General features: G+C 70.1%; 14 protein-coding genes. 5 read left to right on the top strand and 9 right to left on the bottom strand.

Translation table 11 applies throughout. The features are described from left to right. The first annotated feature begins 61 nt into the window (after positions 1–61). A complete protein-coding gene (pknB, locus tag BFF77_RS08730; RefSeq protein ID WP_066945891.1) occupies positions 62–2,062 on the top strand; it encodes a Stk1 family PASTA domain-containing Ser/Thr kinase in 2,001 nt (666 codons plus the stop codon). A 151-nt stretch (positions 2,063–2,213) separates the two neighbouring features. Here pknB and BFF77_RS08735 read toward each other — a convergent pair whose 3' ends face one another. From BFF77_RS08735 to BFF77_RS08750, 5 genes are all read right to left on the bottom strand, one after another. Then, positions 2,214–2,876 (bottom strand): class E sortase, encoded by a 663-nt coding sequence (locus tag BFF77_RS08735; protein WP_066945931.1) that lies wholly within the window; start codon positions 2,874–2,876, stop codon positions 2,214–2,216. Positions 2,877–3,088: 212 nt separating this feature from the next. Then, a complete protein-coding gene (locus tag BFF77_RS08740) occupies positions 3,089–4,714 on the bottom strand; it encodes a class E sortase (RefSeq protein WP_066945893.1) in 1,626 nt (541 codons plus the stop codon). Continuing rightward, positions 4,711–5,349 (bottom strand): aminodeoxychorismate/anthranilate synthase component II, encoded by a 639-nt coding sequence (locus tag BFF77_RS08745; protein ID WP_066945895.1) that lies wholly within the window; start codon positions 5,347–5,349, stop codon positions 4,711–4,713. Before BFF77_RS08745 ends, BFF77_RS08740 begins: the two co-directional genes overlap by 4 nt. Next, positions 5,346–5,519 carry a hypothetical protein gene (locus tag BFF77_RS34325; protein WP_107422117.1) on the bottom strand — a complete coding sequence of 58 codons (174 nt, stop codon included), beginning with the start codon at positions 5,517–5,519 and terminating at the stop codon, positions 5,346–5,348. The genes BFF77_RS08745 and BFF77_RS34325 overlap by 4 nt, the downstream gene beginning before the upstream one ends. A gap of 194 nt (positions 5,520–5,713) precedes the next feature. After that, positions 5,714–6,481, bottom strand: coding sequence for a DUF881 domain-containing protein (locus BFF77_RS08750; protein ID WP_066945898.1), 768 nt, complete (start codon positions 6,479–6,481; stop codon positions 5,714–5,716). 141 nt (positions 6,482–6,622) lie between these two features. Between BFF77_RS08750 and crgA the strand changes: the two genes are divergently transcribed. Continuing rightward, on the top strand, positions 6,623–6,880 hold the full coding sequence (gene crgA / locus BFF77_RS08755; RefSeq protein WP_066945902.1) for a cell division protein CrgA: 258 nt from the start codon (positions 6,623–6,625) through the stop codon (positions 6,878–6,880). A 368-nt stretch (positions 6,881–7,248) separates the two neighbouring features. Here the strand turns inward: crgA and BFF77_RS08760 are convergent, their stop codons facing one another. Together BFF77_RS08760 and BFF77_RS08765 are read right to left on the bottom strand one after the other, a co-directional pair. Then, positions 7,249–8,175, bottom strand: coding sequence for a rhomboid family intramembrane serine protease (locus BFF77_RS08760; RefSeq protein ID WP_066945905.1), 927 nt, complete (start codon positions 8,173–8,175; stop codon positions 7,249–7,251). 137 nt (positions 8,176–8,312) lie between these two features. After that, positions 8,313–8,840, bottom strand: coding sequence for a peptidylprolyl isomerase (locus BFF77_RS08765; RefSeq protein ID WP_066945908.1), 528 nt, complete (start codon positions 8,838–8,840; stop codon positions 8,313–8,315). A gap of 428 nt (positions 8,841–9,268) precedes the next feature. Between BFF77_RS08765 and BFF77_RS08770 the strand changes: the two genes are divergently transcribed. After that, a complete protein-coding gene (locus BFF77_RS08770) occupies positions 9,269–9,970 on the top strand; it encodes a DUF5324 family protein (protein WP_066945911.1) in 702 nt (233 codons plus the stop codon). A 115-nt stretch (positions 9,971–10,085) separates the two neighbouring features. Here BFF77_RS08770 and BFF77_RS08775 read toward each other — a convergent pair whose 3' ends face one another. Both BFF77_RS08775 and BFF77_RS08780 read right to left on the bottom strand, forming a co-directional pair. Next, positions 10,086–10,481, bottom strand: a complete 396-nt coding sequence (locus BFF77_RS08775) for a DUF6344 domain-containing protein (protein ID WP_066945915.1) — start codon at positions 10,479–10,481, stop codon at positions 10,086–10,088. 309 nt (positions 10,482–10,790) lie between these two features. Next, positions 10,791–11,924: an endonuclease/exonuclease/phosphatase family protein gene (locus BFF77_RS08780; protein ID WP_079124958.1), complete on the bottom strand. Its 1,134-nt coding sequence runs from the start codon at positions 11,922–11,924 to the stop codon at positions 10,791–10,793. Positions 11,925–12,011: 87 nt separating this feature from the next. Here BFF77_RS08780 and BFF77_RS08785 point away from each other — a divergent pair, with 87 nt between their 5' ends. Together BFF77_RS08785 and BFF77_RS08790 are read left to right on the top strand one after the other, a co-directional pair. Then, complete coding sequence (locus BFF77_RS08785; RefSeq protein ID WP_066945921.1) at positions 12,012–12,761, top strand: response regulator transcription factor; 750 nt, start codon at positions 12,012–12,014, stop codon at positions 12,759–12,761. Then, positions 12,754–13,205 (top strand): HAMP domain-containing protein (locus tag BFF77_RS08790; protein ID WP_141698396.1); only part of this gene is annotated, 452 nt, incomplete at its 3' end. The genes BFF77_RS08785 and BFF77_RS08790, both read left to right, overlap by 8 nt.

A 13,205-nucleotide genomic window follows, 5' to 3' on the forward strand; every position in this document is an offset into this window, starting at 1 on the left:
GCAGCACACCGCCGGACCACACACCGGTGCGGTCGGGACTGACGGAGAGGGCTGGAACGTTATGGAAGAGCCGCGTCGCCTCGGCGGCCGGTACGAGCTGGGCTCGGTGCTCGGCCGTGGTGGCATGGCGGAGGTCTACCTCGCGCATGACACCCGGCTCGGCCGCACCGTCGCCGTGAAGACGCTGCGGGCCGATCTCGCCCGCGACCCGTCCTTCCAGGCCCGGTTCCGCCGAGAGGCCCAGTCGGCCGCCTCGCTCAACCACCCGGCGATCGTCGCGGTCTACGACACCGGTGAGGACTACGTCGACGGGGTCTCCATCCCGTACATCGTGATGGAGTACGTCGACGGGTCGACCCTGCGCGAGCTGCTGCACTCCGGACGGAGACTGCTGCCCGAGCGCACGCTGGAGATGACCATCGGCATCCTCCAGGCGCTGGAGTACTCGCACCGCAACGGGATCGTCCACCGGGACATCAAGCCGGCCAACGTCATGCTGACGCGTACCGGCCAGGTCAAGGTGATGGACTTCGGTATCGCCCGCGCCATGGGCGACTCCGGCATGACGATGACCCAGACGTCCGCCGTCATCGGCACCGCCCAGTACCTCTCGCCCGAGCAGGCCAAGGGCGAGCAGGTCGACGCGCGCTCCGATCTCTACTCCACCGGCTGTCTGCTCTACGAGCTCCTCACGGTCCGGCCGCCCTTCATCGGCGACTCCCCGGTCGCGGTCGCCTATCAGCACGTACGGGAAGAGCCGCAGACGCCCAGCGTCTTCGACCCCGAGATCACGCCCGAGATGGACGCGATCGTGCTCAAGGCGCTCGTCAAGGACCCGGACTACCGCTACCAGTCCGCCGACGAGATGCGCGCCGACATCGAGGCCTGTCTCGACGGACAGCCCGTCGCGGCCACGGCCGCCATGGGCTCGGTCGGCTACGGCGGCGGTTACGGCGGCCATGACGGCCAGCAGACCACCGCCCTGCGCCAGAACGACCCGGCCGGGCAGACGACGATGCTGCCGCCGATGAACCCGGACGACGGCGGATACGGCGGCGGGTACGACGACCGCCCGGACCGGCGCCGCCAGAAGAAATCGAACACCTCGACGATACTGCTGGTGACGGCGGGCGTCCTGGTGCTGATCGGCGCGATACTGATCGGCAAGGCGTTCTTCGGTGACGACAGCGGCACCAGTCAGGTGACGGTGCCGCAGCTCGTCGGCAAGACGCTCCAGGAGGCCGAGACGCTCGCGGGCAACGCGAGCGTGAAGGTCGCCCAGTCCGGCTCCGAGCGCTGCGAGGTGCCCAAGGGCTCCATCTGCAGCCAGAACCCGGCGAACGGCAAGATGGACCAGGGCGAGATCATCCAGGTCGTCGTCTCGGCGGGCTCACCGCAGGTCAAGGTCCCCGACGTCACCCAGAAGGACGTCGAGAACGCCACCTCCATACTGGAGAACGAGAACTTCAACGTCGAGACCGAGCAGGTCGAGTCCGAGGAGGACCCGGGCACGGTCCTGGAGCAGGACCCGGCGGGCGGCTCGAAGACCGAGAAGGGCGCCACGGTCACGCTGAAGATCGCGAAGACGGCCCAGGAGACGGTGGCGCCGGTGGTCGGCACCCAGTTCGACAACGCGCGGGCCCAGCTCGAAGGACTCGGCTTCACCGTCCAGCGCAACGACGTGGACTCGCAGGAGCCGGCGGGCACGGTCGTCAAGCAGAGCCCGGGAGAGAACAGCAAGGCGCCCAAGAGCTCCACGGTCACGCTGGACGTCTCCAAGGGCCCGCAGCAGCAGAAGGTCCAAATCCCGGGTGACATCGCCGGCGGCAACAAGTCGCTCCAGGAGGCCCAGCAGATCCTGGGCGGTCTGGGCCTCAATGTGTCTCTCGCCCCCAACTCGTCCAACGATCCCAACTCCCGGGTCCTGACAGCTGAGCCGGGACCGGGCAGCATGGTGAACAAGGGCGATACGGTCACGCTGTTCACCGTCGGCAACGGCCAGGGCAACAACGGTGGCGGCAACAACGGCGGCGGCTTCTTCGGCGGCCCCTCCGGCGGATGACCGGCCGGCTACGACACAGAGCCCCCGGCACCCGTGGAGGGTGCCGGGGGCTCTCAGCTTCCCCGGGGGCTCTGTGCTGTCCCGGGGCTCTCTGCTGTCCTCTGCTGTCCGGAAGCGCCTGGAGCGCCGTCTGAGGCGCCGCCTGGAGCCTCTACCGCAGCTCCGGCGGCGGGGTGCGGTTCTTGTCGACCTTGTCCGCGCGTACCAGCTCGGCCCAGACGATGTAGCGGTAGTCCGAGGTGTAGATCGGCGTGCACGTCGTCAGCGTGAGATAGCGGCCCGGCTTGGTCTTCCCCGATTCCTTGGGGACGGGGCTGAGCACCTCCACGTTGTACTTGGAGGTGCTCGGAAGCTCCTTGTAGACCTTGTAGACGAACCAGGTGTCCCGCGTCTCGAAGACGATCGGATCACCGGTCCTGATCTTGTGGATGTTGTGGAACCTCGCGCCATGGCCGTCCCGGTGCGCGGCCAGCGTGAAGTTGCCCTTCTTGTCCCAGGGGAGCGCGGACTTGACGGGTTCGGTGTAGTAGCCGGCGACGCCGTCGTTCAGCAGGGAGGTGTCCGTGCCCTTCTTGACCAGGATCTCGCCGCTGCCCATCGAGGGAACGTGGAGGAAGCCGATCCCGTCCTCGGAGTCGAACGTCCCGGGGCTGCCGCCCCCGCTGCCCTTCTGCGCCCAGTTGTGCCGTACGTCGTCGCCCTGCCGGGCGGCCTCGCGGTCGGCCAGGACGTTCGTCCACCACAGCGAGTAGACGACGAAGAGGCCGAGGACGACACCGGCGGTGATGAGCAGCTCGCCGCAGACGCTGACCAGGGCCGCGAGAGGACTGCGGTACCGGCGGCGGGGAGCCGTGGGCGCGGCCGGGACTCCGCCCGCCTCCGGGACGCCTTCCGGCTCCCGCGCCCGGTCCGGCAACGGCGGTCTTCCCGTCCGTGCCCCGTTCTCGGTACTCGCTGCCACCGCGCCCGTCCCCGTCCCTGTCGCCGGTCCCTGCCGTACCGTGCCGTAACTGATCCCGATCGAGTTCAGCCGACCAGAGCGTCGGGCTTGCCCTTGCTGCGTGGCCGTTCCTCCACCATCTTGCCCCACACGATCATCCGGTAGGTACTGGTGAATTCGGGCGTGCAGGTCGTCAGCGTGATGTAGCGGCCCGGCCCCGTGAACCCGGAACCGGGCGGCACCGGACCGATCACGCTCACATTCGACGGTGCGGTCTGCGGCAGGATGCTGGTCATGTCGTAGGTGTAGTACGCGTCCCGCGTCTCGACGATGATCTCGTCGCCGGGCTGGAGCTGGTTGATGTAGCGGAACGGTTCGCCATGGGTGTTGCGGTGGCCCGCCACCGCGAAGTTGCCCTGCTTGTCGGAGGGCATCGCCGTCTTCAGGCTGCCCTCCGCGTAGTGCCCGACCATGCCGTGGTCGAGGACCTTCGCCTTGCTGATGCCCTCGGCGATCGGGACCACCACATCCAGCTTGGGGATGTGCATGATCGCGAAGCCCTGTCCCGGCTCGAAGGATCCGGGCTGCCGGTCCTTGGCGAAGCTCTCCTGGATCTTGTTGGTCTCCTGGCCGGCATAGGCGTCCGCCCTGATGTTCGTCCACCAGAGCTGATACGTGACGAACAGCAGCATCAGCACGCCGAAGGTGATGAACAGCTCACCGACCACACGGCTGGCGACGACGGCCAGACTGTCCTTGGCGGCGCGGGCGGCCCGGCGGGCCTCGACACGGGAGAGCGGCCGGGCGGGCGCCGGCCCGCCGGAGTCCTGCTCGGCCCCGGCCCCGGACACTGTCCCCGACCCGGCCGGCACGGGCTCGGAGCGCCTGCGGCCCCGTCCGCCCTTCGCGGCGGCCTTACGACGCTCCGCACGGCCGCCCGTGGGCGGTACGGGTTCCACCGCCGGGGCGATCGCCGGTTCCACCACCGGGATCACGGCCGTGACGGCCTCGTCCGCCGCGGGCTCCGGCCGGAGCGCGCGGCGCGTGTCCGCCGTACGGAGAGCGACCGTCGCGTCGTCCAGCGCCGCACCGGGACCGACGCCGGATATCGACGATGCCGTGGCCGGGGAGGACGGAGACGGCGCCGGGGACGGCGAGGGAGCCGGAGACGGGGCGGGTGCGGAGACGGGGGCGGGTACGGGTGCGGGGTCAGACGCGGGGGACGGCGAAGGCGCCGGCCCGGAGGCCGCCGTGCCGTCCGTGTAGTAGTCGGGAGCGCCCGACCACTCGCCCTGCGGGCCCCCGGGCTTCGGTGGAGTCTCGGCCGCGTACTGGCGGTAGTAGTCGCCGGACCACTCGGACTCCGGGTCGGCGCCGGGCTCCTCGGCGGCGGACCACGGTGGCTGCTGCGCCTCCGGTGTCCGGCCCGCCTCCGGCGCGGGGGCACCGCCCTGCCTCGGTACGGGCACGGGCGCGCCCTCCGGTCCGGCCGCACCTTCCCGCCTGGTCACGCCGTCGTTCCCGGGCGCCTGGTTCGGCACCCGCCGACGACGTCCCGGCCCCGGCCCCGGGATCCGCTGTCCCGGAAGCGGATCGTTCAGCGGGTCCGCCAGTCCTTCCACCGCCGCCTCGAACGCGTCGGAGCCCTCGTACGCCTCCTGCTCGTACGAGCCTCCATGACCGGCCTCGTGTTCGGGGCGGAGTGTGGTCACGCGAGCGCCCTGCCCACCACCGGCGCGAGGCCCGCCGAGCGGTCCACCGCCCCGGGATCACCGCACCGCGCCAGCCAGTTGGCCAGCATCAGATGGCCGTGCTCGGTCAGAACGGACTCCGGATGGAACTGCACGCCCTCGACCGGCAGCTCGCGGTGGCGCACGCCCATGATGATGCCGTCCGCCGTGCGCGCCGTCACTTCCAGCTCGGCCGGCAGCCTTGACGGTTCCGCCGCGAGCGAGTGGTAGCGGGTCGCGGTGAACGGCGAGGGCAGCCCGGCGAACACGCCCTTGCCCTCGTGCGTGACGAGAGACGTCTTTCCGTGCAGCAGCTCGGGTGCCCGGTCCACGACACCGCCGTACGCCACGGCCATCGACTGCATCCCGAGGCAGACACCGAAGACGGGCACCCCGGTCGCGGCGCAGTGGCGCACCATCTCGACGCAGACACCGGCCTGTTCGGGGGTGCCGGGGCCGGGGGAGAGCAGAACGCCGTCGAAGCCGTCCTGGGCGTGGGAGGTGGTCACCTCGTCGTTGCGCAGCACCTCGCACTCGGCACCGAGCTGGTACAGGTACTGGACGAGGTTGAAGACAAAGCTGTCGTAGTTGTCGACGACGAGAATCCGCGCGCTCATCCGGCCGCCCCCGGTCCGTCGACCGTCACATCGTTGAAGGGCAGAAGCGGCTCCGCCCACGGGAAGACGTACTGGAACAGGGCATAGACGACCGCCAGCGCCAAGACGAGCGAGATCGCCGCACGCAGCCACGCGTTGCCCGGCAGATGCCGCCAGATCCAGCCGTACATGCTGTCCCTTCCGTTCGGTGCCGCCCCGAGGCGGTACGGCACCAGACTAAAGGGCGGCAGGGACACATGGGCGGCGCATGGCGCAGGTGCACACAGGTTCGGGGTTGCTCTTGGTCACAGAGGCCGTACGCGCGCCCGCCCGTACACCCCCGGGCCGCCGGAACGGCACCCTCCGGGAGCGGCCGCGCGGATGGCTACCCGACCGGGTCCGCGTAGTGCAGATCCACCGTGCCCGTGTAGCCGGGCAGCGTCTCCTCGCCGTGCTCGTCGACCTTCCAGCCGAGCCCGTACGCCTTCACGTAGAGCTGGTAGTTCTGGATCGCGGGCGAGTCGGTGAGCGCCGTGCGGAGCCTGTCCTGGTCACCGACAGCGGTGATCGTGTACGGCGGGGAGTAGACACGGCCCTGGAGGATCAGCGTATTGCCCACGCACCGCACCGCGCTGGTGGAGATCAGCCGCTGGTCCATCACGCGGATGCCCTGCGCACCGCCCTGCCACAGGGCATTGACGACGGCCTGGAGGTCCTGCTGATGGATGACGAGGTCATTGGGCTGGGGCTCGGGGTAGCCGGGGTTGGCGGTGGCGTTCGGCGGGGCGTCGTCGAGGGTGACGGTGAGAGCAGGGCCGGAGAGCTTCTTGGTGCCCGCGGCCGTCTCCAGCGCGCGCAGCCTGGCGTTCTCGGCCTCGGTGGAACCGTCGTCACGGCCGACGAGCGTGTCGATCTCGCGCCGTACCGCCGCGGTGGTGTCACCCAATTCGGCGTTCTTGCGGTCACGCTCGTGGATCAGGTCCGAGAGCTTCAACAGCGAGGCGTCCGTGCGGATGTTGGTGCCCTTGGCCGTGTTGAAACTGGTGACGAAGATGAGTCCCGCGAGCGCGAAGACGGCAGCCGTGAGCAGCCGGACGGGCCGCCGTACCGGCGGGCGGACCGGCCCTGGGGGAGAGTCGGCAGAATTGCTCAACGTACCCTTATCTCCTTAGGCGCCGCGGAAGCACTACGCTAACGGACGCCCGGGGGCGGCGGTGTTCCCCCTGCTCCCCGTCCCGGCAGCCCGTTACAGTTCCCTGCGCGGTCACGCAGCGCATCGACAGGAGAGTCCCTCGTGCCGAAGTCACGTATCCGCAAGAAGGCCGACTTCACGCCGCCTCCGGCCGCGAAGCAGGCGACCACCATAAGGCTGACAAACCGGAGCTGGGTGGCCCCGGTCATGCTGGCCATGTTCCTGATCGGACTGGCCTGGATCGTGGTCTTCTATGTGACCGAGGGCGATCTCCCGCTGGAGAGCTTCGGGAACTGGAACATCGTGGTCGGGTTCGGCTTCATCGCCGCCGGCTTCGGTGTCTCGACGCAGTGGAAGTAGCGGGTCCACCGCCCGGTCGTCAAGCTCTGCCCTGACTTATCCACAGCGTTGTCCACAGCAGGGGAAAAGGTCAGACGATCTGTGGATAACTCCACGAGTCATTGACGCCGGTGTGATCGCACCGATCATTCCGGCGACGTGCCGGCCCCTTGTCTCCGCTGGTCAAACCCACATCGGCGACAAGGGGTACGCATGTTCCCCACAGGATGCACAAGATCCGGCACACTCTGTGGACAACTGTGGAGTACGGGCCGTACGGACCGTCCCCAGGCCGTCACACTCGGGCGGCGGTCACGCCCGGGCGCCCCGTCGTGCTCGGGCACGCCTGGGCGGCGGTCATTCTCGGGTGTGCGCCGCGCGCTCGGGGATCAGGATCCGAACACCGAGGGCAGTGAGGCGGTCCTCACCACGACCGTCGCGATCGTCGCCGCCAGGACCAGCGCACAGGTGCCGTACTGCACCAGCGCCCGGCGATCACGAGGCGCGTGCACCATGCCTATGGCGATCACCGTGCCCGCCACCAGTCCGCCGACATGCGCCTCCCAGGCGATACCGGGCCAGGTGAAGGTGAAGAGCAGATTCAGCGCGAGCAGGGCGAAGACCGGCCGCATGTCGTACTGGAGCCGGCGCATCACCACGGCGGTCGCACCGAGCAGCCCGAAGACGGCGCCCGAGGCGCCCAGCGAGCCCTGGTTCGGCGAGGCGATCAGATAGGTGAAGGCGCTTCCGGCCAGTCCGGAGAGCAGATAGAGCGCCAGAAAGCGGATCCGGCCGAGCGCCGCCTCCAGCGGCCCGCCCAGCCACCACAGGCTCAGCATGTTGAAGGCGATGTGCCAGAGCTCCTGGTGCAGGAACGCCGAGGTCAGCAGGCGGTACCACTGACCCTCCGCGACACCGACGAAATGGCCGGTCGCGGGATCGTAGGCACGGCCGACGAGATCGAGATCGTCGACGAGCCGGTATCCGTCGCCCACGGCGAGCACCGCGATGAAGACCGCGACATTGATGCCCAGCAGAACCTTCGTGATCAGCCGGGGGTCGGCCGCGATCGTGCCGCCGGCGAGCGTACGCGGCTGATGCGGCGCGGGACCGCGCCCCGAACCGGAGCCCTGCCTCACGCACTCCGGGCACTGGAATCCCACCGAGGCGTCGACCATGCATTCTGGGCAGATGGGACGCTCGCAGCGGGTGCACCGTATACCGGTCTCCCGGCCCGGATGCCGATAGCAGTCGGGCAGGCCCTCGCTGACGGCGGGCTGCTCCTGGCCTCCGTGGCCGCCTGGCGGGTGGTCCATCGATCCCCTCGGGTCCTCGTGACGGCGGGCGCCGGGCGGCGCACAGCGCACCGCCCCGCCCGTCCGGTATGTAACCACTACGGACGGGCGGGGCGGGAGGTTCCCGGGAACTCGGGAACCGGGCAGTCCGTGAGCGGTCAGCGCGTCTCGATGACGACCGACTCGATCACCACGTCCTGAACCGGGCGGTCGGTGCGCGGGTTGGTGCGCGTGCCGATGATGGAGTCCACGACCTTCTTGCCGGCCTCGGTGCTGACCTCGCCGAAGATGGTGTGCTTCCGGGTGAGCCAGGCGGTCGGCGCCACCGTGATGAAGAACTGCGAGCCGTTGGTTCCCGGGCCGGCGTTCGCCATGGCCAGCAGATACGGCTTGTCGAAGGCCAGGTCCGGGTGGAACTCGTCCTCGAACTCGTAGCCGGGGCCACCGGTGCCGTTGCCCAGCGGGTCCCCGCCCTGGATCATGAAGCCGCTGATGACACGGTGGAAGACGGTGCCGTCGTACAGCCGGTCCGTGGTCTTCTTTCCGGTCTCCGGGTGGGTCCATTCCCGCTCGCCCTGCGCGAGTTCCACGAAGTTCTTGACCGTCTTCGGCGCGTGGTTCGGCAGGAGCCGGATCTCGATGTCGCCTTGGTTGGTCTTCAGGGTGGCGTAAAGCTGCTCGGCCACGATCTGCCTTCCGTAAGTCTGCTCTGACTCTCACGATCCTCGCACGGAAGACACGTGTGACGCCCGGCCGCTGTCCTTGACGGGGGTTTGCGCCCGTCTTGGGACGATTTCGGGGCCGGATGGAGGCACGATGGAGGGAAAGGTGCCGCAGAAGGCCGGAAGACCGGTGGTGCGGGAGAGGACCGCGCGTGCGGCGAAGACCGACTGTGGAGACCGGCGGCTGCGGGGTCCGGCGGCGAGGTCACGCCGGGAGAGGCAGCTCCGAAGGGTCACACCGGAAGGAACGCATGCCGAAGCCGCGCGTGGCTCGACCGTCCACACGCCATGACACGGATGCCCGCACCGCATGCCGAGACCACATCGAACAGGCATGATCTCGAAAAGGGTGGACAGGCGAAATACGGAACGCCACCAAGGAGGATGATCCTGTGACCCGCATGGACAGCGTGCGCGCCGCTACCGATTCGGCGAAGGAGAGCGTGCAGCACGCCGCGGAAGTGGTGGCCCCCTATGCCGGTACGGCCAAGGAGCAGGCCGCTCTCTACGCACACGAGGCGCGCGTGAGGCTCGCCCCGACAATGACGAAGGCCGCTCAGCAGGCCCGTATCCAGTACGGCGCCCATGTGGCGCCCAGGGTGCCCCCGAAAGTCGATGTCGCGGCTCACCGTGCCGCCTTCCACACCCGCCGGGCCGCCCGTCAGGCGGCCGACTACACGGTGCCGAGGGTCGGGCAGGCGATGGCCACCGCGGGTCCGGTCGCCGAGCAGGCCGCGGCACGCTCGGCGGCGGCCCTGGCCGCTCTGCGCGGACAGATCACCGCGAAGGACATCCAGAAGCTGGTGAGAAAGCACGAGCGGCGGGCCAGGGCCGGGCGGCTGGCCAAGGGCCTGGCGGCTCTCGGTGTGCTGGCCGGTGGCGCCTTCGCCGCCTGGAAGTGGTGGGACAAGCAGGCGAACCCGGACTGGCTGGTGGAGCCTCCGGCCGCCACCGAGATCTCGGACCGCGGTCCGCTGACGTCCGTCGACGGCAGCCATGTGGTCGATCCGCTGGATCCCGAGGTACAGGCCAAGGCTCGGCAGGCGGAGGCGGAAGCCGAGGCCGAGGCGCGTCGGCGGGGCGACCGTCCCTGATCACGCTGCGGGTCCGCGCGCCGCGGATCCGTGCGCCGTACGGGTGTGCCGGGTCCGGCGGTCGGTCCGGCGAACGCTCCGGCGGGCGCCGGAAGTGCGCGGGAAAGCGGCCGGCTCACGCGGCGACGAGTGCCGCGTCCGCGGCGTGGGCGCTCGCGCGGGCCGCTTCGGCGTCGGCCGCGCCCGGCGTACCCGCACCCGCGGGCAGATGGCGGACGGACGGTGACGAACCGTGTGCCTCGGCGTTGATCCGCTGCTTGATCGTGGGCGGCAGCGACCGGTCGCGTGACGCCGCCGCCGTCCTGGGCGTGTATGCCCGTGCGGGTTCGGCCTCGGCCTCCGTCCGCTCGACGGGCTGCGCGGCGGCCGGCGCCGGCACGGGCTGCTCGACCGGCTGCTGCACGGCGCTGCCGGCAGCCGCGGCCGGGCTGGTCAGCCCCAGGGAGGCGAGCACCGCGAAGAACGCGGTGATGAAGACGGTCCACAGTTTCTTGACCTTGAAGGCGGCCATGACCCCTCGCTTTCGGGTTGGGCGATCTACATACCTTCCTCATGATGTGTACGCATCTCGAAAATCCACGGAGCGACGCCGTTCTCACGCAGCTCTTCGGATGAACACCACTCGTACGGTCCAACCGCGCCCGTCATACCCGCCCTCCACCCGCCCATGGCCACCCCCGCCCCGACCTGCGCCAACAGGCCGGGGCGGCGCGCTGTGGCCCACAGACCGGTCGGGCGCCGCGCCATGGCTGAAGGAACAGTCCGGGTCCGCGGCAGGAGTCCGCGGCTGTTGGGCCATCGGCGATCCCGTCCAGGGCGCTCACCATCCGACCGAGGCCGCCACCGGCAGGTGATCGCTGCCGGTGGCCGGCAGCACCCACGAACGCACCGGCTTCACGCCGCGGACGAGGATCTGGTCGATCCGTGCCACCGGGAACCTCGCCGGCCAGCTGAAGCCGAAGCCGTCCCCGGCCTCGTCCTGGGCCGAGCGCAGCCGCGAGGTGATGCCGTCGAGCGCGCGGTCGTCGACGGTGCCGTTGAGGTCGCCGAGCAGGACCACCCGCTCGTTGGGCTCGCCGGCGACGGCCTTGCCGAGCGCCCGCGCGCCTCTGTCCCGCGAGGCCGTCCAGAAGCCTCCCCTGGGCATCACGCGTACGGACCCCAGATGGGCCACGTACACCGCCAGCGGCTTCTGGTCGGTGGCCACCGTGGCGCGCAGCGCCCGGTTGTAGGCCAACTTGACGTCGGCCGGCTTGGTGTCCCCCAGCGGCCCGTAGTCCATCTCGATGTCGACGGGCCGGATGTCCGAGAGCGGCAGTCTGCTCCACAGCCCGACGGTGCCCCGCACCGCGTGATGGGGATACGCCTTCGCCAGCTCCCTCTCGTACGTGCCCTTCGCCTGCTGGGTCAGCTCCTCCAGTGCCAGCAGGTCCGCGCCGGAGGCGGCCAGGTCGCGGGCGGTGCCGGCCGGGTCGGGGTTCCCGGCGCCGACGTTGTGGCTGACCACCGTCAGGTCGCCGCCCGGGTGGGACTTGTCGCCGAGCAGCCCGCCGAAGAGGCTCAGCCACGCGGTCACCGGCAGCAGCAGCGCGACCATCGCGATGGCGGAGCGGCGCCACAGCGCCCCGGCCAGCAGCACCAGGACGAACGGGCCGCACCACGGCAGGAAGGTCTCCACCAGGCTGCCGACGCCCCCGATCCGGTTCGGGATCTCCGCGTGCAGCAGCATGAGCAGACCCAGCAGCAGCGCCGACACCGCGAGCACCGGGCCGCGCTTCCAGGACCCCGGCCGGATACCACCGCCGCCGGTCACCGCCGCGTCCTCGGGGCCCCGGTGGCGTCGGCGTACACCCAGGGGACCCACGGGCAACCACGATCGAACGCGTCGGAGCGGGGTCGGTGCCGGTGCCGAGGGCGGTGCCGGTGCCGGTGCCGGGGGCGGGATTCGAGTCATGCTGCCAGTCAAGACAGCCCTGTGTTGCCCGCACGTATGCGGTTTTCGATACGCCGACGATATCCGCCGCCCCGTAGCGTTCGGCCCATGCGTGTGCTGATCGTCGAGGACGAGCCCTATCTGGCGGACGCCATCCGCGACGGCCTGCGCCTGGAGGCGATCGCGGCCGATGTCGCCGGTGACGGCGGAGCCGCTCTGGAACTGCTGAGCGTCAACACCTACGACATCGCCGTGCTCGACCGCGACATCCCCGGACCGTCCGGCGACGAGATCGCCAAACGTATCGTCGCCTCCGGCAGCGGCATGCCGATCCTCATGCTCACCGCGGCCGACCGTCTCGACGACAAGGCCTCCGGATTCGAGCTCGGCGCCGACGACTATCTGACGAAACCCTTCGAACTCCGGGAACTCGCCCTCAGGCTCAGGGCCCTCGACCGCAGACGTGCCCACAGCAGACCTCCCGTGCGCGAGATCGCGGGTCTGCGCCTCGACCCGTTCCGCCGGGAGGTCTACCGGGACGGCCGTTATGTCGCGCTGACCAGGAAGCAGTTCGCCGTGCTCGAAGTCCTCGTCGCCGCCGAAGGCGGTGTCGTCAGCTCCGAAGAACTCCTGGAACGGGCGTGGGACGAGAACGCCGACCCGTTCACCAACGCCGTACGCATCACCGTCTCGGCACTGCGCAAGCGGCTCGGCGAACCCTGGATCATCGCCACCGTGGCGGGCGTCGGCTACCGCGTCGACACACGGCCAGAGGCCGGGGACGGTGACGGGCGGAAGAACGGGCAAGGGCACGGGAACGGGGACGGGGACGGGGACGGGGGAGGAGACCGTGGATAGGGCGCCCGGGTGGAGCATTCGCCTCAAGCTCACCCTCAGCTACGCGGGATTCCTCATGCTCGCCGGTGTGCTGATGATCGCGGCGGTGTGGTTTTTCCTGCTGAGGGACCTGCCGGAGGTGACAGCCGGCATCGGCGGACTGCAGGTCCGCTCCCAGCTCGCGCTCAACTTCGCGTCGGGGGCGGCCGTGGTCATGGGGTTCCTGCTGGTGTTCGGCCTTCTGGGAGGGTGGATCCTCGCCGGCCGCATGCTCGCCCCCCTCACCCGCATCAGGGACGCCGCCCGCAGGGCCACGGACGGATCCCTCTCCCACCGGATCCGGCTGTCCGGCCGCGAGGACGAGTTCCGCGAACTCGCCGACGCCTTCGACGCGATGCTCGCACGCCTCGAAGCGCACGTCGCCGAACAGCAGAGATTCGCGGCCAACGCCTCGCACGAGCTGCG

Source organism: Streptomyces lushanensis, assembly GCF_001700515.1.
GTDB classification, from domain to species: Bacteria; Actinomycetota; Actinomycetes; order Streptomycetales; family Streptomycetaceae; genus Streptomyces; species Streptomyces lushanensis.